Annotated in this window: 11 protein-coding genes; 1 reads left to right on the top strand and 10 read right to left on the bottom strand. The window is 43.5% G+C overall.

Annotated features, from left to right (window positions below; all coding sequences use genetic code 11):
• Window positions 1–78 precede the first annotated feature (78 nt).
• From NQ565_RS16785 to NQ565_RS16765, 5 genes are all read right to left on the bottom strand, one after another.
• Entirely contained in the window at window positions 79–768 is a 690-nt protein-coding gene (locus tag NQ565_RS16785; protein WP_005657266.1) for a DUF6250 domain-containing protein, read from the bottom strand.
• Between the two features lie 194 nt (window positions 769–962).
• Window positions 963–2,372 carry an alpha-L-fucosidase gene (locus NQ565_RS16780; RefSeq protein WP_005657265.1) on the bottom strand — a complete coding sequence of 470 codons (1,410 nt, stop codon included), beginning with the start codon at window positions 2,370–2,372 and terminating at the stop codon, window positions 963–965.
• A gap of 245 nt (window positions 2,373–2,617) precedes the next feature.
• Window positions 2,618–5,098, bottom strand: coding sequence for a DUF4962 domain-containing protein (locus NQ565_RS16775; protein WP_005657262.1), 2,481 nt, complete (start codon window positions 5,096–5,098; stop codon window positions 2,618–2,620).
• Window positions 5,099–5,649: 551 nt separating this feature from the next.
• A complete protein-coding gene (locus NQ565_RS16770) occupies window positions 5,650–7,749 on the bottom strand; it encodes a BT4734/BF3469 family protein (protein WP_005657260.1) in 2,100 nt (699 codons plus the stop codon).
• Window positions 7,746–8,075: a hypothetical protein gene (locus tag NQ565_RS16765; protein WP_155817347.1), complete on the bottom strand. Its 330-nt coding sequence runs from the start codon at window positions 8,073–8,075 to the stop codon at window positions 7,746–7,748. Before NQ565_RS16765 ends, NQ565_RS16770 begins: the two co-directional genes overlap by 4 nt.
• A gap of 173 nt (window positions 8,076–8,248) precedes the next feature.
• Between NQ565_RS16765 and NQ565_RS16760 the strand changes: the two genes are divergently transcribed.
• Window positions 8,249–8,857, top strand: coding sequence for an HU family DNA-binding protein (locus NQ565_RS16760; protein ID WP_005657257.1), 609 nt, complete (start codon window positions 8,249–8,251; stop codon window positions 8,855–8,857).
• 154 nt (window positions 8,858–9,011) lie between these two features.
• On the opposite strand, the gene NQ565_RS16755 is transcribed toward NQ565_RS16760, so the two are convergent.
• The 5 genes from NQ565_RS16755 to NQ565_RS16735 all read right to left on the bottom strand — a co-directional run bounded on the left by NQ565_RS16755 (window position 9,012) and on the right by NQ565_RS16735 (window position 21,467).
• Window positions 9,012–9,587 carry a hypothetical protein gene (locus NQ565_RS16755; protein ID WP_005657256.1) on the bottom strand — a complete coding sequence of 192 codons (576 nt, stop codon included), beginning with the start codon at window positions 9,585–9,587 and terminating at the stop codon, window positions 9,012–9,014.
• A gap of 21 nt (window positions 9,588–9,608) precedes the next feature.
• The gene (locus tag NQ565_RS16750) at window positions 9,609–11,288 is read right to left on the bottom strand and encodes a RagB/SusD family nutrient uptake outer membrane protein (RefSeq protein WP_005657253.1); all 1,680 of its coding nucleotides are present in this window, start codon (window positions 11,286–11,288) and stop codon (window positions 9,609–9,611) included.
• Between the two features lie 12 nt (window positions 11,289–11,300).
• Complete coding sequence (locus tag NQ565_RS16745; protein WP_005657252.1) at window positions 11,301–14,465, bottom strand: SusC/RagA family TonB-linked outer membrane protein; 3,165 nt, start codon at window positions 14,463–14,465, stop codon at window positions 11,301–11,303.
• Between the two features lie 117 nt (window positions 14,466–14,582).
• Window positions 14,583–17,087 (bottom strand): DUF4962 domain-containing protein, encoded by a 2,505-nt coding sequence (locus tag NQ565_RS16740; RefSeq protein WP_005657249.1) that lies wholly within the window; start codon window positions 17,085–17,087, stop codon window positions 14,583–14,585.
• Between the two features lie 348 nt (window positions 17,088–17,435).
• Window positions 17,436–21,467, bottom strand: a complete 4,032-nt coding sequence (locus NQ565_RS16735; protein ID WP_005657247.1) for a hybrid sensor histidine kinase/response regulator transcription factor — start codon at window positions 21,465–21,467, stop codon at window positions 17,436–17,438.
• Window positions 21,468–21,474 lie beyond the last annotated feature (7 nt).

The following is a 21,474-nucleotide window of genomic DNA, read 5'->3' as shown; positions in this document are numbered from 1 at the left end:
TTGGGTGTAGTTTAAAGGTATGTTACTTTTGTCGAATACTGTTTTAATTCTGTATTTTCTTGGGTGAAAGCATTGCATTTACCTCTTCAGGCTTTTTACCTGAAAGCCTGTAAATAGTGTGTGGTTTTCCAATAGGCGGAGTCCGAAATATCCGTCTCCCTCATTCTTTTTAACCGGCAGTCGGAACAGCTCCTCGCCGTTGACACTGTAAGTTGTGATTCCTTTTTCCACACGGATTTTGATGTCGTACCATTTATTGGGAATCAGCAAGTGCGCCTTGTCCGTATATTCTTTGATTACGGGGCGGGCTATGGCATCACTGGTATCCGCCGCTTTGGCAAAGTACTGGCGGAAACGGGTAGTGGAGTTGTGGTTTCCGCCATATCCCACATAAAACAGGCTTAGTGTTTTATAATGTTGGAAAATTCCGTTTCGCCATTCGCTGCGTGCGAAGAGATTGTCGGGGTATTCTGGGTCATTGGCGCCCCAAAAGCAGTTCAGGTCGCTGAGGCGGTCGTATTTTCCGCCTTGCATCAGCATCTTCACACGATAGCCGATTTCATAATCACCGGTAAGGCGTTGGTTGTACCAAAGTGTAAGACCGTCGGGTGCGGTAATTTCCAGCGTATCGCTTGATACAAGGATTTTTACTTTTCCGGAGTGGTCTTCGATGGTCCAGTTCTTTAAAACGACCTGTGCCTGAACCGTGAAAGGAAGTAACATCAGTACACTTCCCAATAGTAATTTGTGAAAAGAGCTTTTTGTCATAAATATTACTTTAGTTTACAGTTGATATTCAGATAGTAGTTACAAGTAACACATAAGATGAAATGCTTCATGTTGGGTAGTGATTGTCATCTTCTTTATAATCTGTATCTTTTCTTTTGACAAAGATAACCAAATATTTATAAATGATATATTACTTTAATTCCTGAAGCTGTGTTAGGACGTGGATATATTGCCTATTTTTTCACTCTAAAGCTGAAAGCTAATGCTTCATTTTTTAATCCTTGTGGCAATATAACTGTTACTTTTCCGTTTTCACAAGTGTATTTTACCTGTTTCCCGTTTTGCAGTAATGTCATTTTGCCACTTGGTTCATTACCTTCCCATTCAATGCTTGCCGGAAGTTTTTCTCCTTCGGGAAGCGCATAAATGGCATATAGTGTTTTTCTATCCTTATTGGCGGTGAACCATACATTGCCATAATTGTAGTTGGGAGTGATACGGGTTGCATAAATAGCTTTTCCGTTTTTCCTTAGCCATTCTCCTATCTGTTTCAATCTTATGATTGCTTCTTCTTCAATGACGCCTTCACCGGTAGGACCTACGTTCAAGGCTAGGCAGCCGCCTTTAGCAGTAATTTCTGCTAATGTATTGATAATCCGGTTGACGGATTTGTATTTAGGAGTTGGGTTCCAACCCCATGAATTTGCCAGTGTGATGCAGCTTTCCCATGGGTGTGTCTGTTGTGTTTTGGGTACATTTAGTTCCGGTGTCTGATAATTTTCATTTCTTCCGGGAATCGTTCTGTCTACGGCAATCAGTCCCGGTTGTTTTTTGCGTGCATTATCTACGATTTCATCCAATTTGATGTCTTGTCCTTTGTCCTTTCTGACCCAACCGCCGTCTAACCAAAGAATATCTATTCTGCCATAGTTTGACATGAGCTCGTCAATTTGATTGGCGGTGTATTGTTGATATTTAGTCCATTTTTCAGGATATTTTTGGATGTCATAGTTTGGATTACGGGTTGGAGTGGAAAGCGCAGGATCCCAATAATATTCACAGTGCCAGTCCGGTTTGGAAAAGTAAGCACCAATCATAAAACCTTGTTGACGGAAAGCATTGAACAGATGATAGGCTACATTTTTGTATTTCCCGTTTTTATAAGGACCTTGTGCAATGTTATAATCTGTATATTTAGAGTCGAACATACAGAAACCGTCATGATGTTTGGTCGTAAATATTAAATATTTGAATCCGGCATCTTTCATGATGGCTGCCCATTCCGTCGGTTCGAATTTGGTAGGATTAAAAGATTCTGCTAATCCCCAATACCATTTTTTGAAGTCACCATAAGTGGCTCCCGGGAGTATCTTTTTTCGGCGGTCGGTAAATCTATCTTCTGAGCATAAAGCCCATGACTCTGAGATACCGGGCACCGAGTATATTCCCCAATGGAACATGATACCGAATTTAAGGTCTTGCCATTGTTCTAATTTTTTCAGCACTTCAGGATCGGTGGGCCATTCATATTCTTTTGAAATTCCGTGTACGAATCCATGTTCTTTGGTGATAAAGTTGTTTTGTGCAAAGAGTGTAACAGACAGACAGGTTCCTGCAATTAAGGATAAAAATCTTTTCTTCATCGTAGATAAGTGTTTTTTTTGATATAGATTAATAATAATTTATGTGCAAAAGTAACGGGAACTTTGTAGAACGAAGTGCGCTAGTGTTGAAAGGACTTGCATTATTGCCTTGTTCTGTTTTGAATTTGTTTGATTATATTTCAAAAACGTCTAATATCGATTATTATTATTTTCATGACTGAGTTTTAAATATAGATGGGATATGTTTTGAAATCACATTGGTATAGTTATCATTATGTGTATTCTTACCATTTTCCCATTGTCTGTATTCTCTGGTCACTCATTTCCTGAGTTTCCCATTTTCCATTAATACTATCAAACAGGACAGAAGCGTCTTTCTCTTTACACGAATAAGTCTCTCCATTTATTTCCGGTTTTTTGTTTCCATAACTGAATACTGCATTGTTCCGGTTATTACGGATGTACAGACGCCCCGGACGCTTTGCATCCAGTTCGGCTTCGATAGTCCATTCACCGCATCGGAAAGCATTGCCTTCTTTCATGATTTGTACTGCCTGCATACCATCGGCTTCAACCTGAATAATGGTAAGTATGCGGTTGCTCTTGCTCGGTCCGAAGCTTGCAGTAAGCGACCAGGGAGCAGTGAAGTCCTCACCACGCTGGGCGTCTGCGTCATTCGGAGGCGCTGCAAATTTATCCGTCTGGGTAATAGTCGCTTTTTGCCCACTAAACAGTTGGGCAACAGAAGTGAATCCTTTTTCTTTGTTTACGGTTGTGAGCGTGGCTGTGACTGGATTTATATCGAATTTTACAGGACTATGCAGCAACCAGTCCCAATGTACCTTTTCACTGGCTTCCAGTTCGTCGTAGATAACCACCTTGTTGGGATGCAACAGAAAAATATGACGGCGGTATTTCTTCAATGGCGTTTCACCGAAACCGTTTTCTGGAGTTTGTGTCAGGTGATACTTCTTGAAACTGTTTTTCCACAGGCGGATGTCACTGATGCCACAGTATGCCGCCGAGGCGTCCCCCAAGGCATAAGAGATATTGTCGCCGTTGAACATGCGCACAATGTATCCGTAGGCATCGGGCGTAAAAGGTTGGCCGATACCGTTTATTAGTAGGGTGTTATGGGCGCGGGTATTGCGATAAGACAGCAGATTATGTGGATCGGAAAAATTCATATAATGGCCTACGGCATGGTAAACCGCTTCCCCGCCATAATGCAGATTGAACGCATTCTGATTGGAGTGCGTGTGGTTGCCCGAACCGAAAGGGCTGGAACGGAAACTTAGGCTGACATTCTTTTTTAAATCTCTCAAATTGCTGTTGGCTACCATTTCACCGCAATCTCTGAACCAGACAGCCTTTGGCGCATCTGCCGGCAGTTCGCAATCGGCAGGACGTTGCTTGCCGGAGGCAAGACGGTAAAGGCGGGTTTCAGATTCGGTATTGTATCGGTTGTTAGCGGCTGAATACCAGGCGGCATACGGGTCATTGGTGGTGCGGGCCAGAAAATCGGCAAAGGCACTTCGGATACGCAAAGGCTTGCCGTTCCTTTTTTCGTGCCCGTCGCCGAATCCGGCACTTAAGGAACCCGGAAGCCAGGTATACGCAGTACCGATTCCTGCATTTTTATACCAGGGATGTTGCAGAAAATCAAATCCGGTGAGATAACTGAATAGTGTGGGAAGATAACACAGACTGACAGCGTTGGCGCTGAAATAGTTGGCGCCATTGTGCCATGCCCCGTCGCGATTGAAACCTGTACCCGGTCCGCGTGTATTCCAAAGTTCATAATAGTATTCCAGGTATTCTTTTGCAGCAGGATATTTGTCATACATCACTAACGAGGCTTGTAAGAAACGGCGTATTTCGAATTGCCAGATGTGTTCATCGAAAAACATATTCTCAGTACGTCCCAAAAGGCGGTCCTTATAATAGAAGTCCAGTACCTTCATCACAATTTCTTCTATCCTCTGGCGTTCCTGAGCCGTAAAGCGGTCATAAAAATTCTCATAAGTAGCCGCCAATAAGTAGACCAGTTCGCCAGCCTTGAAGTCGTTGCCCATAAAATTCTTTGTCGGATTCTGTTTCAGCAGACAACGTACGTTGGCCAGCATTTTCTCTACATAAAGATTGTACTGTAACATCTGATAGGCAGTGTTCAGTTTATCAAAGTTTTCAGACATGGCAAAAACATGCTTGTACGGTTGCGTATCGGTGCTGAAGTCCATGGCAAGCGCACTGCGGGCATCGTCAATCATCACTTCAAATTCCGGATTGGAACGTACATTTTTCCGTGCATCCTCCAACCGGTCATTCAGAAAGCAATAGATACGCGGACTGTTTTTAGGAATGTTGTTCAGGAATACTTCGAACGGAGGAGTTGCAAACCGTGGAGTGCTTTCTTCTACAGTAAAACTGTATGTCTTGCTCCAAGGCATCTCTTCACCGGTCTTGCTGACCGAACGGAAACGCCAGTACCAGAGTCCTGTGTCCAATATTTTATGCGGATTGAACATGCACCAGGGCACTGGCTTGGATAATATGTCATTGTCCCCTTTAAAGTTCTTGTCCTGCGAGAGGTTGAATTGTAGATAATCCGACTGTTTCATACTTGGCGGTACCAATAATGGTGCTGGGTTCAAATAGATAATATTGTCTTGTTGCGGATAGGGAGCTTTTCGTAACGGATTATTGGCATATGCAGGTATTAACAACACGCATAATATCCCGATTACTGCGAGTCTTGTTTTCATAATCTTGAAATTTTATTTTTTAATGGTCTACTGACTTTTGATTTTTATAACTTATAGTCCAATATTTTCTTTACTCCATCCAGTGTTACTTCCACTTTCAAAGAATTTTTGTTTTCATGATATGCAATTTTAAATCTTTGTATGTTAACAAAGTTACGTGATAATAGTAGAAAGCCTTGTCGGTACTGTTTAAGATTTTAATATTGTGGTTTATAATACTTATACTTTCGTTTAAAGTACTTTTGATTTTGTTTAGTTTGCAGGATATATCTCGCTTTTATTCATGTTGGGTCGGATATATCTGTTGTCAGAGGTTGTTAGTTTGAGGAAATATATAGATGAATCATGTGAGCGGTTGCTTCAGGTGTGCCTTTTTGTTGAATTCCGAGTCATAAGGCAGGAGATGAGAGTTACTAATGGAGTGAAGTGAAATTTGCTCATCACTCGTCACTTTTAATATAATCCATTAAAAATAAGATTGTTATAGAGTGATAATAACGTGATGAGGAGTGATGACTGAAAGTTAGTCATCACTCCATAAATATGAAATATTATAACTTGACAATTCGATACACAACTCCCTTATTGGTATGTTTACCTTCTATATCGTTCTTTTTCAGTATCCTTCCGAAGTATTTTGCATACCCTTCTGTCAGCTTCGTTGTACCGTTTTTTGCATGCAGAATTTCCAAAATCTGTATCGGCGACATCCATTCTCCCTCTTCCCCTTCTTGTGGTAAACGGAAATGACAATGGAACAACTGTTCAATCGGACTGATTTGCTCGAATTCCCGGTTATTTTCTTTCAAAACGGCTTCATCCTTGTCATTAAACCAGTATCTTTCACCGCTGCGTATCGCTTGCATGGCTTGTGCATACAACTGGCGGTAGTTTATCGTCACGTTCGTATCAATGGGGGCAGTCACTTCCACACATACAAAACGGCGGCTGCCGCTGCTGTCCGTCAGCAGGTCTTTGTGGTTGCTCGTCCCGATGAACGAGGCATACCGCCTTATCTCCTGGATACTGCTTCCGTAGGGCTTGCGCAGGTTGGCAACGGGCTTTTGCAGAAGGTGTTTCAGAAAGCCTTGCTGATGGATGCTCACCTGGTCGAACTCGTCGATATTCACCAGCAGAAAGCGCCCCAGGTACATTTCCGCATCGCGTTTGCTGCCAAAATCCAGACTGTCGGTATAGCCGAAGCGGAGTTCGGGAGGAAGGATGATGCGGCAGAAAGTGGACTTGCGGTAACCCTGTGCACCTATCAGTAGCGGTGATGTGCTGTTGGCGTGCATCCTGTTGCCCAGTCCGCGCCAATGCGCCACCATGTTCAGAAACCAACGGTAGAACAGCTCACGCCAATACGGATTGTTGCAGGGAACAAGTCCGGCAAGCGCACGGATGCGGTCTTTGCCGTCCCAACGGCCTACGCCGCACAGGTATTCTTCCACCGGATTGTACAGCGGCACGCGGTTAGAGGTCAGGTAGCGGTTCACGTCTCTGTCCCACACACGCAATCCCTCTTGCAGGGCATCCATAGCCACGCTGTTGCGCGCTCGCTGGTCCATTACATGAAAATAGAAGTGGATGGAGTCGCGTTGGCGATATTCCAAATCACCCATTAGCTGGTTGTACCGGAATTCGTAACGGCGTTCCATGAACTCGTTCAGTTTCAGCATCGTGTCCTGTTCGGGAGTCAGTACGGATTTTCTGCCGAATCCCCGGCACTCGCGGTAGAGATTGTGCAGTGCGGTGCGCACCGTCTGTTCGTCTGCCTGCCGTCGGTAGTGCATCATTACCTGCCGGACGGCTTCCTCTTCGGGGATACCGCTTTTGAAGCATTGCTCGCCTATGGAGATGAGTAGCGGGTGAAAATCATCCCGGTCGCGCTGCCAGTTCTCCACTTCGTCCAGCGCACGACCCAGGACTGTTTCAAACAGCAGAGTGAAAGTTTGCGAGGAGTCGAATCCCGGCTGCAACCGCTTTAAAGGGTTGTTTTCTGCCAATTTTCGTTGGTTGAATGTCCGCTCGCCGGGCATCGTCACGGGTTGTTCGAGACAGAAAGGCACGGCATCGGGAGCAAAGTAAGGCGTTTCGTCCAGCGTCATGCGGAAAGTATCGGCAGGCGAGGGCTCTTTCAACGTTACGGGAAACGGAAGCAGGGGTTGGTAACATTGTACCGCCATGCGGTAAGCATGTGCATGGAACAGGCTGATTTCTTCTTCCCGTTGCGGAAGTTTGCCGTTCGGCAAGGCAAACAGCGCCCATATCTTCACGCTCCGTCCGCTGCTTCCTGCGAAAGCTGCATAGGTTTGGGGAAGGAGTGCCGCCTGTTCTTTCACCAGTTCCGCTTCGGACATGCCGGACAGTCCGCCTACCTCCAGCAGTACAATACCGTTGTAGCGTTTCATCCGCCGTTCGCCCTCGCGGCTGCGTCCGTACTCCATAGCGGGGCATATGCGGGGAAGCTTGTCGATATGTCCGTAGGTTCCGCCGCTGCCATGGCTTGTATATTCGAGCATGGTGCGTAATGCACTGACATGTCCGGGCTTGGTTTCCGACTTGATTTTGGTAATAAATGCGGCTGTATCGCAGGTGCTGATACTTTCCGTGCCCGCGTCACGGTTTTCCTTGATAAAGGTTATTCTCATTCCGGTGTTGGTTGTTTGGAAAAATTTAGTGGAGATAAGAGCGTTTCTCTTAGACTCTGCAAGATACGCATAAAACGGGCTGGAAGCAAGCAAATCCGCCCTTTTGTTTTAAGATTTTTGCCAGTATTTATCTCCGGAAATAAATGGAAATAATCGGAAAACAAACCGTTGAAAACTTGACTTTTCCTGATGGATTTTGTATCTTTACAAGGTGTAAAACCCCGTTTTGCAATTGCGGGCCGAAGAGCCTTCATATGCGGGCCCCACAGCCCGCAGCCGGCAACCGCCGGGCCTGCAACTGCAAAACGGGGTTTTACTGTAAGCATAACGGCATTTTGCATGGTCCGGACAAATAAAAACAACGAAGCAAAACGTTGTTTATCTTCCAGCTTTTCCCGAACGGACCGCGGAGAATATCCGAATTTATGCGGCCGAATGGCGTAAGCTACCGATACAACAGGATTTTCAATTATTACATAACTAAAAAAACAGAACGACAATGGCAGCAGAGTATGATTTCCAGAGAAAGCCCAACCCGAAAGGAGACGGCGAATTACAACCCATGTATCCCCGCATCGTGAACAAGGGGACTATCACCGGCAAACGTCTGGTCAGCGATATTTCACAGGCAACCAGTTTTACTCCCGGAGACGTAGAGGGAGTGCTTGCGGCATTGGAAAGCCGCATTTCCTATTACCTTTCCGAAGGGCATCATGTACAGTTGGGCAATATGGGGTATTTTTCGGCGGGACTGACAGCACGTCCCGTCATGGACAAGAAGGAAATCCATGCGCAGACGATATTTTTCGGCAAGGTGCATTTCCGCGTATCGCCCGGCTTCCGGAAACAGTGTGCAGGATTTGTGGAACGTGTAAGGGCAGGGTATGGCTTCCGGCACAGTGAGGACATCAGCGGTGCGGAACGTTACCGCAGACTGTGCGCGTTTTTGGATGCAAATCCATTCATTACGCGCAAGGATTACAGCGGAATTACGGGACTTTTGAAGAACAAGGCGTTGAATGACCTCAATTTACTGGTGGAGAAAGGTATTTTAACAACATTGGGGCAAGGGTCGCATAAAGTGTATGTAATGGCTATAAATCAATGAGTTAAAGTAATATTGAGGATAAAAATTTAAAAAAAACAGTGACGACCGGTATTCGGTCATCACTGTCATAACGCTTCTTATAACCAATTAATAATCTTGATTATAGGCGGTTAGCTATAAAAAAACGTGTGATGAGAGAATAATCATTAATAGATTATTCTATGATTACTGTAACACGATAATTTTCAGACATTGCCCGTACTTCATATTCATCCGTTTTAATAATGGAAGTGGTTGTGACATCAGTTACATCCATTTTTTTGTTAGGATCAAAAGTCAGTACATGGAAAGACCCTTTTTTACCGTTCAAAGCTTTTATATATATGTTTTGTACTCCTCCTTTTGCATTTGGCCAAATCATCTTATAGGCTCCTGATGCATCCGGGGTTAATTCATTACCGTCTTTATCAGTGACAATATAGTCTGTTCCGCATATCAGGGGTGTTTTGTCGGAAATCGCAGAAGTATAATAATATACTTCGGGACTATATGAACGGACAAACTTGCTGTAGAATTGTGTAGGTATGGCAAGTGTCTCTCCTTGCTTTACTGTGTAAGTAACATCATTCCCTACCGGGATAGTTCCCCATTTTTCAAAACAATAATAGTAAACATGAGCCAATGCTGGGTCTCCATCTTCCCATTCTTCATGCGATTTATCACAACTGCCTAAGAGGCAACACATTGTAAACAGTAGCAAAAAGGATATTTTATTTTTTAATGTTTTCATATCATTTATTCTTTTAATTTATTATTTCCAATATGGATTTTGTTTAATATTTCCATTAGATGTAGCAATCTCGTAACTTGGAATAGGATATAAATAGTCACGCTGAGGATCGAATTTACGACTGTCAGCTTCCTCTATTACATAAATATTAGCTTGATCGTACACTTTCACTTCGTTGTAAGCACCATTTGCATCTGTAAATTTATAACCCAGCTCTTTGGCAGTTTTGGCACTTTCATCGGGATTGAACAGAATACCCAACATTGTTTGGGGAAGTACTTTTTCTGCTGTTTTCCAACGAATTATGTCATCATAGTGTATGTTTTCATCAATGAATTCGACAATACGCTCTCTTCGAATTTCGTCTAACATGTTCAATTGATGATCAGATACGAATCCATTAGTTAGTTTCGTATTAAATCCGGAACGTTTTCTAATATAGTTGACAGTAGCTTCCAATTGGTCATCACTGATTTTTCCATTATATTCATAAAGTGCTTCAGCATATGAAATCAAGATTTCGGCATAACGAATATGCATTTTATCAACGGTTTCTTTAGAATTAGTATCATACTCTTCCTGCATATACCCTTTCTTGATGGGATACCCATAGCCGCTGTGGTTTACGTTATCAAAGGGTAAGTATTCCGCATTCTTGAAAGATATTTCTTTGTAGGAAAATACGGTCATTTCCAAACGGGGATCACGATTACTGAATATGTCATCAAAATTGGTTTCTTCTTGATAATGAACCGAAACTTTTCTGGGTAATCCGTCGATGTATAAAAAGTTATCAATCATTTGGCGTGTTATGGTTGCTTGTCCGGCTTTTGAGCTACATTGGTTGTGCCATGTAATTGCATTGTTAACTCCATTTGGTCCATACACTTTTACAAAGATGTTTTCTTTATTTTGGCGTCCTTCGCCATCAAAATAAAACAATTTCTGGAAGTCAGGATAAAGGTCGTGTTTATTTTCCTTAAACATAGTCTCAGCTGCATCGATAGACTTTTTCAAGTGACTTTGGCTGTCTCCTTCCGTTAAATTGTGATACTTGATATAAGTGCCCTCATAGAGTCCGATACGTACAATCATTGCCAGTGCAGCAGAGCGGGATACACGTCCCCAGTTTGCATTATCTGCCAGTTTATCAATATCGGGAAGCCATTGTGCTGCAAAATCCAAATCTTTATAACATTGTTGTATGACAGCTTCGCGTGAATCCCTGCCTTTCTTTATTTCTGGGTCACTGGTATTGTTGAAGACTTTCAGAATAAGTGGCACGTCGCCATATTTCTTTACCAAGTCAAAATAATAGAAGGCACGAAAAAAATGTGCTTCTGCTAACCAGCGGTTTTTTGTCGTTTCGTTGATATCTATATTCTCTCCCTTGACAATGATGTTGTTGCAGACGCCTATCTTGTTATAAGGATCAGTCCACTCTTTATCAGTTTCCGGGATACTGCGATTTCCGGAAGAAATCTCATCGGGAGTATTTCCTATTAATTCTTCCGAACGCAAATCATGTCCTCTACCCGTTAAGAAGCCCGGCAGATCAATATATAAACGATTACAAGCACCTCTCAAGTCGGCCTCACTTCTCCAAAATTTGACATCGCTTAATGTCGTTTCCGGTTCTCTGTCTAATGAACAACTGCTGACTAATAGAGCACCGATAAGCAGTAAAAATATATTTTTCATCGTAGTGTATTTTTAGAATGTAACATTTAAACCTAAAGTCCAACTGCGGAAGAAAGGATACATACCTCTGTTGGCGTTGCTTTCGACTTCCGGATCCATCACTTCCAGTATATCGGAAATTTCGAATAAATCTTGTCCGGTTACATAAACCCTTAATTTTTCCATATACTTCTTAGAAATAGGAATTGTATATCCTAATGTTACATTTTTCAAACGGAAATAAGATGCATCCTGTATCCATCTGTCAGCTGGTTTAGAATTGAAGTCATCTCCTTTATATTGATAAAGACGCGGCCAATAGGCATTAGGATTTTCTTCTGTCCAATAATCACGGTGAATAGTCCAGGGCATTTCAGCGTCATTGGCTATCGGAAACATTCTTCCATTCAATACCAGGTCGCGTTTTCCTACTCCCTGGAATATGAGTGACAAGTCAAAACCTTTCCATTGTGCCGCTAAGTTTATACCATAGAGGAAACGGGGTGTTGTGTTTCCTAACATAACCAAATCACCGGAATCTTCGGGGCTGCCGTTTCCTACTCCAATCTTATGATCAGGTTTTCCTTGGGCAACATATTTTACGTCTCCACCGCTGATAATACCATCTTGGAATGATTCATATCCTGGATGATCGGCTTTATATTGCAAATATTCTTCACGGCTGGACCAGAAACCATCGGTTTGATATCCCCAGATAGTATTGATAGGATAGCCTTCCAACAATTTTACAACACCGGCGTTTACTACGCTGGCTCCATCATATTTTAACAGTTCATTTTTGCTATCTGAGATATTGAAACCGATTTGATAGCTGAAGTCTTTAATTTGGTCTCTCCAGTTGATATTAAAGTCCCAACCCCATGTTTTGAGTTTACCTACATTCATATTTGGAACATTAATTCCGATCTGATGAGGCAATTGAAGTGCGGATAACATATCGTTATTAAACTTCCAGTAATATTCGAAACTACCGGTTAGGCGGTTATTGAGAAGTCCGAAATCAAGTCCGATATTAGTAGTTTCTACGGTTTCCCATGTTTTGTCTTCAGATGCCATGCTGCTTTGGTAAAGCCATTTTTCACCTTGATAGCTTGCCGGTATATCTTTCTGTGAATAGGTTATCAAGGGAATATAGTCGTATAATCCCAAAACGGCTCCATTACCAAGCTGTCCCCAAGACATTCTGAGTTTTAAATTGCTGACCCAATCAAGGTTAAACCACTTTTCTTCGTTAACACGCCATGCTGCAGAAACAGAAGGAAAAGCTTTCCAACGGTGTGAGGGGGCAAGACGTGAACTGCCGTCATAACGTACATTGGCTTCCAGCAAATATCTTTCCTTGAAGTTGTAGTTTATACGACCGAAGTAAGACATCATGGCCCAAGTGTCAATCTGATCGGCTAAAATGCTATTGGTAGCTTTGGAGGTATCATAATAGTTGAAAGAGAAAAAATCATTGGATATCATGTTGTTGGCTGTTCCTTTGATTTGATTCATCCGATAATTTTCGTATGAACTACCTGCCAATATATTAAAGTTGTGCTTCTCCTTTAGGTTGAAACTATAATTTATGGTAGCTTCCAGCAAGTCGTGGTATTCTTTATATTGAGATTTGTATAGTGAGTTAGGAGAATTGGTTGTTCTACGTACATCACCTACATAATTATAATAAGTCAATGTTCTCTTATAACTCTCCTGATGATAGTATCCGGCACGGCGCGAAGCGCTTAAATTGATGCGTAGATTCTTGATAAAATCCTTGATAGTCAATTGTGCTTTACCTGTATATGACTCGTATTCAGTTGATTTTTCCCCACCGTTTTTCATAATATCAATAGGATTATCTTGTAAGTCGCCATTATAAGGGCTGGGATAATTCTCTGCTTCCGGTTGGTAAATGGGTTGCCGGCCACGGTTTTCATATAACAGTCTGAAGATTTCTCCTGCACCGAAAGAGTTTTCGGACATGTCATCGGCATTATATTGTACATTAACTCCTAAGTCAACATATTTATTGAGTTTAGCATTTAATTTGGCTAATAAATTGTATCGTTCATAGTCGTCCGGACCATATTTCAATAAACCGTTTTTATAGTAATAGTTGGCAGATAACATGTAATTTATTTTATCTGTTCCGCCACTGACCGATACGGAATGATTGTGCTGCAGAGTACTGTTTTTAAGACCTTCGCCTAACCAGTCTACGCTGTCGAACAAGTCCCAACGTCCATTGCCTAATGGACGATAATTGAAGTTGGGATTGCCAATCCATGATGATTTCTCGGCATTCCACTCCGGGCCACCCCTTGGAATTCTCGTCCTATTAATGAAATCTTGTTCTTCCCATGCAGGAACACGTTCCGGCATATTACCAGGAATATTGAATGATACATAACCATTGTATGAGATTTTGGGCTTTCCTTCCGTACCGTTTTTGGTTGTAACCAAAATTACACCTGCTGCTGCCCGTGCTCCATAAATAGCGCAGGATGCTGCATCCTTCAATACGGAAATAGATTCGATGTCATCAGCATTTAACATGGACATATCACCCTCTACTCCATCAATTAATACCAAAGCTTTAGTATCGTTGACAGAAGAGTAACCTCGAATTTGAACTCCGGTTCCTTCCGCACCCGGTTGTCCGCCACCGCGTGTAATGGTAACACCGGGCATTTCTCCTTGTAATGCAGAAAGGACATCGGTAGAAGGCTTACTTGCAATCTGCTCTCCTTCAATTGCTGATACAGAACCTGACAAGTTAACCTTTTTCTGGGTTCCATATCCCACAACTACAACTTCGTCTAACAGCTCAGTATCTTCTTTCAATGTAATAATAAACTCGTTTTTACCTTTTACTGGAATTTCTTGAGTTGTATATCCGATAAAAGATACGACAAGTATTCCATTTTCAGGAGCGTCAAAACTAAATTTTCCGTCCATATCGGTAATGCTACCAATGGTAGTTCCTTTTATGGATACATTAGCACCGACAACAGGACCGAAATTGTCATTTACCACGCCTGAGATTCTTCTGTTCTGCAAGATGCTCTCAACGGATTCCGTTTCTCTCACTAAGGTAGACTTATTTGTTGTTGCATAACTGTGAATGCAACAAGCACTAGTCAATAACGAAAGCATTAGCATTCGTTTCATGTGATTTTTTTTGTTTTTCATAATACTTTAATTAAAAAATGCTTCTTTCATGTTATACAGTTTAAAAAATACATATTCAATAAGTGACCCCAAAAAAGGGTTTCGTCTATAGAGTACGCTTTAATTAGTAAAAGCTTGCTATTTTATTTTACCGGTAATTTGTGCGGGACAGTCTTGCATTTCCCGCACTTCCCATACTCCGTTAAAACTGTCGTATAATACGGAAGACTGTTTCTCTTTGCGTTCATATACCTTTCCGTTGATTACCGGTTTTTCCTTTCCGTAACTGAAGGTGGTTTCTGTTTCATTATTCCGGATGTAGAGGCTTGCCGGACGTCGGGCATTCAGTTCCGCTTCAATCTTCCAGTCGCCGCATTGGAAACTGTTGTTGTTGCCGCGTTCTATCTCTATTATCCGGTTACCGTCTGCCTCCACCTGGATGATGGTGAGGATACGATTGGCCTTACAAGGTTCATAGCTGGCCGTCAGCGACCAGGGAGCTGTGAAATCTTCACCGCGTACGCCTATTTTCTTGTTGGGTTCGGCTGCAAATTTATCCGTTTGGCCGATAGTACATTTCTGTTCGCTGAACAGGCGGGCGACAGAGGTATATTTACTCTTTTTGTTACGGGTGGTCAGGGTCGATGTCGCCTCGTCTATTTCGAATTTTACCGGGCTGTGCAGCAGCCAATCCCAGCTGACCGCCTTGTCGGCTTCAAGCTCGTCATAGATAACCACAATATTGGGATGCAGCAGGAATATATGACGGCGGTATTTCTTCAGGGGAGTTTCTCCAAAGCCGTTTTCCCGCGACTGTTCAAGTTTATGATTGGCGAAGTTTTTCTGCCACATGGGGTATTCGCTGATGCCGCAATAGGCGTTGGATGCATCTCCCAGGGCATATGATATATGCTCTCCGTTGAACATGCGTACTATGTTTCCGTATGCACGCGTGGTGAATGGCTGGCCGATACCGTCAACCAGCAGGGTGTTGTGGGCGCGTGTATGGCGGTAGGACAACAGATTGTGCGGATCGGAAAAGTTCATATAATGGCCTACTGCATGATAGATGGCTTTGCCGCCGTAGTGCAGGTTGAAGGCGTTTTGATTGGAATGTGTGTGGCTGCCGGAACCGAACGGGCTGGAACGGAAGCTGAGGCTGATATTGTGTTTATAGTCTTTCAGATTGCTGTTGGCTATCATCTCACCGGTATCCTTAAACCATACGGCTTTGGGGGCATTTGAGGGTAATTCAGCCTTTCGGGGGCGTTGCAGGCTGCATGCCATGCGGAACAGACGTGTTTCGGATTCCGTTTTGTAACGGTTGTTGATGGACGAATACCAGGCTGCATAGGGGTCTCCGGTAGTACGTGCCATGAAGTCGGCAAAAGCGCTGCGAATGCGCAGGGGCTTGCCGTTGTTCTTCTCATGTCCGTCGCCGAAACCGGCGCTCAACGAACGGGGCTGCCAACTGTATAGCATGCCAAGACCGGCATTTTTATACCAGGGATGTTGCATAAAGTCTGTCTTCGTAAGATAACCGAACAAAGTGGGGACATAAGCCAGGGTAACGGCGTTGGCGCTGAAATAGCTTGTGCCGTTGTGCCATGAGCCGTCGCGGTTGAAACCGGATGCCGGAGCACGCGCCGTCCACAATTCGTAGCTGTATTCCAGGTATTCTTTGGCAAGCGGATATTTATCGTACATCACTAATGCCGCTTGCATGAAATGGCGAAATGCGAACTGCCAGAAGTGATTGTCGAAGATGTGGGTTTCTTCGTTTCCTATCATGTGTTTCTTGTAATAGAGCGAAAGGATGTCCATGATGATGCCTTCTATCTGTTTGCGCTCTTGCGGTGTGAATCGGTCATGACAATTTTCATAAGTGCATGCCAGTGTATAAATCAATTCTCCTGCGTTGAAATCGTTGTTGATGACTTTCGGGTCGGGTTCTACGGCCAGCAGGCAACGTACGTTCTGTACCATCTTTTCTGCGTATACGTCCAGTTGCAGCATTTGGTAGGCTGTATTCAGATTGTCGCATTCGGCAGCCATACGGGTGATTTGCCTGTATGGTTTGGTATCATTGGTATAGTTTGAACTGAGTGCATTGCGTGAGTCGTCAATCATGTTCTCGAATTCGGGATGGGAGCGTACGTTCTTGCGTGCTTTCTCCAGATTATCGTTCAGAAAACAATAGATGCGGGGATACGTTTTGGGGACATTACTTAGAAAGACATCGGCTTCGGGAGTGACAAATTGAGGAACACCGTCCGTTACGGTAAAACTGTAGGTTCTGCTCCAGGGAAATTCTTTGCCTTCTTTGCTTACAGAGCGCACGCGCCAATACCATGTACCGTTTTCCAGTATCTTATGCGGATTGAACATGCACCAGGGTTTGGGTTGAGATAAAACAGTGCTTGCATCCGAAAAGTCTTTGCTTCTGGAAAGGTTGAATTGCAGATAGTCTGATTGCCTGGTGCTTTGGGGAACCAATAGCGGTGTGGGATTTATATATAAAGTGTGTCCGTGCTGCGGATACGGGGTTTCCCGTACATTTTCGTGTATGCGACTGACATTTCCAGCCTGTGCAGTAATCAGTGTCAGGCAGAATGCCATGAGAATAAAAAGCTGTCTTTTCATAATTATATTGGTCTTAAAATGATTCGAAGCTAACCGATGCAAAGGTATCGGGTTGGAATGAAAACAGCTTATAATGGCGTAGAGCAAATTGTTGCTTGCGTATAAAGTGCTTGCATTTCTGTACAAAACACTTTCAAATTTGTATAAGTAAATAAAAGAATGTGTGTCAAAACTAAAATCTGCTTACTATTTGTTTTTTTTAGGCACGGATTACACGGAAAACACGGATTCACAGATTTTCTTTATTCTTTTTCTGTGAAATCCGTGTAATCCGTGCCTAAAAGAAATCGTCAAGTGTATTTTGACACATCCCCTTTTAAGATTCGTATGTTAAGTATGTCCGGATAACTATTTCCCGTATTCCGACGGCAGGCAGCCGAAGTATTTCTTAAAGCTGGTTGCGAAATAGGACGGGGTGTTGAAACCGACTATTCCACTGATTTCGGATACGGTATGCCGGCCTTCCTGTAATAGTTTGCATGCCTGGTTAAAGCGCATTTTACGGATAAAATCGTTGGTTGATTCTCCAGTCAGTGCTTTCATCTTGATGTGCAGGTTGGAACGGCTCATGCACATTTCACGTGCGAAGTCGTTGGTAGAGAATTCCACATTGTCCAGGTTTTTCTCTACAATGGCCATTGCCTTTTTCAATAGTTCTTCATCCAACGGATTGAGCGCTACTTTTTCGGGCTCTATTTCCAAAGAGTGCGAATAATGCTCAATAGCCCGGTGGCGCGTACGGAACAGGTTCTTGATTTTCGCAGCAACCATTGCCATTGAGAAAGGTTTGGGGATATAGTCGTCCGCACCCACCTGTAATCCTTCCAACTGCTCTTTCAAATCGGTTTTGGCAGAGAGTATGATGACCGGTATATGACAGGTACGGAGACTCTGTTTTATCTGTTTGCATAACTGCAACCCGTCCATGACAGGCATCATGACATCGGTCAGTATAAGGTCTGTATCCTGTTCCTTTAGGATGGCCAATGCTTCCTCACCGTTGCTTGCCTGCAATATATGATAACTTTTGCCCAATTCTTCACAGAGGTATTGGCGGATATCGGTATTGTCCTCTGCAATCAGAATGGTTTCTTGGCGTTGTTCCTCTTTGACTGTTGTCTCTTCCGTGATTTCTTCCTCTTCCGTGTCGATAACATACATATTCCGGTCGTTGGTGGTGTAGACTCGCTGCTCTTCTGTGGAGTCGGGTGCTGTCTGTCTCTCTTCCGGAAGATATGCCGACTCTTCTGTCGGGAGATAGACGGAGAAAGTGCTTCCGGCACCTTCTTCGCTTTCCAGTTCGATGCGTCCGTGGTGCAGGTCGACAAGCCGTTGCACCAATGACAATCCGATACCACTGCCTAAATGCTCGTTGTCTATCTGGTAGAAGCGTTCGAATATTTTGCCTTGTTTGTCGAAAGGAATGCCGTCTCCCGTATCTTTGACCTGGAGAAGCAATTCATGGTTCTCTTCTTTCAATGTAACGGTGATGCTTTTGCCTTCACCGGTATATTTAAAGGCATTGGACAGCAGGTTGTTTACGATAAGCTCCATGTAATCCGGGTCGCATAGAATCTCACGCCCTTCCGCGTTGGAGTGGAGGTTGTAGGCTATCTGCTTGCGTTGTGCCAGACGTTCGTAGAACGAGAAATCTTTTTCGATTACGTTATGTATGGGATTGGGCCTGACTTTCAGATTGAATACGCCCAGTTCGGCACGGCGGTAGTCCATTAGCTGATTAACCAGATGCAGCAGGCGGTTGGTGTTTTTTTGTACATATTCCAACTGTTTGTGTAGCCAGCGGTCGCTTACTTTATCCAGCATTTCCTGTACCGGAGCCAGAATAAGGGTAAGCGGAGTACGCAATTCATGGGAAATGTTGATGAAAAAGCGCAGTTTCATTTCATTCACCTCTTTCTGACGCTCTTTATCCATACGTTCCATTTTCAGCTGCGCTTCCATGCTTTTGCGCATCCAGAAGTAGCGGAATATAAAGACTGTGACGGAAACAAAAGCGGTGGCGAATAGCAGGGAGGCCCACCATGTCTTGTACCAGACGGGTAGTACCACGATTTCCAGTTCGGTAGGTGTCTCATTCCATTTGCCGTCGCTGTTGGCGGCTTTTACAAGGAAATGATAAGTTCCTGCCGGCAGGTTGGAATAAGATACGGTACGTAGGACATTGGAATAGTACCAATCCCGGTCATAGCCTTTCAGCATATAGGCAAATGTGTTCTGATTGCCCGATATATAGTTTGACACGACAAAATCAAGCGAAAACATGGATTGCTTGCTCGATAATGTGATGCTCTTCGTATTGCTGATGCTGTTCTGTAGTATTCCGGTGCCGTCGTTGGGGAAAACCGTCTGATTGAACAGATGCAATTTTGTGATAAGGACCGGAGGAGTATAGGGATTGTCTACTATTTGTTCCGGGTGGAATGTGGTAATGCCGTTGATGCCGCCGAAGTACATTTGTCCTTCTGCGGTCCGGTAATAGGCATTGTTGGTAAACTGGTTGCTTTGCAGTCCGTCATTGTTGGTGTAGTTGCGGAATTTTTCGGTTTCGGGATGAAAACAACTCAGTCCTTTGTTGGTGCTCAGCCACAGTTTGCCGTACTCGTCTTCCAATATTCCATGGATGACGTTATTGGGAAGTCCGTCGGCAACGGTATATTGCTTATATTCTTTCCGGGCTTCGTCAAAACGGAAAAGTCCGCTTCGTGTTCCTATCCAGAAAATTCCGTTATACGCTTCGTAAATGACATTGATAGCTTTATGTTTTATGGGGCATGCCTTTGGCAATAGGGGGCATACCGATAGTCCGTTTTCATGTTCCGTATATATGTCCAGTCCCTTTTCTCCGCTCAGCCAAAGACGTTGTTTGCTGTCGCGCAGGATATATTTGAATTCGTCCAGACCTAAAGGCTGTCCGTTGCTCAGGGAGGTAACGGGAGTGAATGTCTTTTGCCGGGGATTGAAACGTAGAAGATCCGACATGCCGGTCAGCCATAAATCACCGTTGACAGCCGGTTCTATATCGTACAGATTTCTCGTTTCCCTGCTATTGAACGTTTCGATACGGCCGGAATTGCGGTGCAGGATACTGAGTCCGCCGGTATGAGTACCGATATAGACCAGATTCTGGGTATCATCTATATATATGGCTTTTATGTCATTGGAAGCCAGTCCTTCTTTCTGCGTGTAATTTGTAATTTGATGTGTTTGCGGGTTGTAGTAGTTTATGCCGCCGTTGTTGGTACCTATCCAAAGTCCTTTTTGGGAGTCCTCTTTAATACATTCAATGGTATTGTGGCTCAGCAAACTCCCTTTTGTTACAGGCAGGATGCTATGAAAACGGTTCTTCAACGGGTGATAATAGTTTAACCCACCGTAGTATGTGCCTAACCACATTCCTTTTTGAGAGTCCATAAAGATGTCACGGACGGATGTTTGTGAAAGGCTGCCGTTGATTTCCGAATTGCTGGTATAGTTGTCGAAAGAATCGGTTGCTTCATTGTAGATGTTCAAAGAATTGATGCTGCCTATCCATAGGACGTTTTGGGAATCGAGTGTCAGTGAGCGGATGTAGTTGGAACTGATGCTTCCTTTTTTTCCGGGAATATGGACGTAGTTGGTTATTTCTTTGCTTTGCGGGTTGATTTTGTACAGTCCGTTTCCCTCTGTTCCTATCCACAGGCAGATTGGGGATTGTTGCAGAATGGCGAGAATCTGTTTGCCTTGCAGTTCATCAGGCATTATATGTTCAAGGGTGTTGTGTGGAATCGAGTAGATGAATATTCCTTGATAACTTCCTATGTATATATTGTCTCCTTGTCTGGAGATGGTTGTGGGAGACACGGATGAGAGCGAAGGATGCAGGGGAGCGTTTGAGAACCGGCGGGTTTCGGTATCAAAAAGCAGAAGTTGCTTGTCATTACCGTCGGTGAACAGAAATAACCGGTGTTCATCGACTTCCACGATATTGGTAATTGGTGTGTTCTTTTTATTTTTCTGATAGGTATAATTATAGAATTTATCCTGTTCTGCATCATAGAGTGACAACCCTTCTTGTGTGCCTGCCCATAGCCGTCCTTGCGAATCGGTTGTGCATACCCTGATTATATTGCTGCCGATGCTGTATGGATTCTGTTCGTCATTTTGGTATACGGTAAAATCGTAACCGTCGTATCTGTTCAGTCCGTCGTAAGTGGCAAACCACATATTGCCCTGCTTATCCTGAGTGATGTCGAAAACTGTATTTTGCGACAGTCCTTCGTTTACTCCGAGGTGAATAAAATTTATGCGGTTGGCAATTTGAGCATGAAGTGGAGATATGAATGTCCAAAGCAATGCGAGTAATAGAACGGGTTTCATCATGGTTTAT

This window comes from Bacteroides stercoris ATCC 43183 (genome assembly GCF_025147325.1).
Lineage (GTDB): Bacteria > Bacteroidota > Bacteroidia > Bacteroidales > Bacteroidaceae > Bacteroides > Bacteroides stercoris.
Note: the sequence above shows the minus strand (reverse complement) of the source record. Positions and strands in the feature narration are given on the sequence as shown.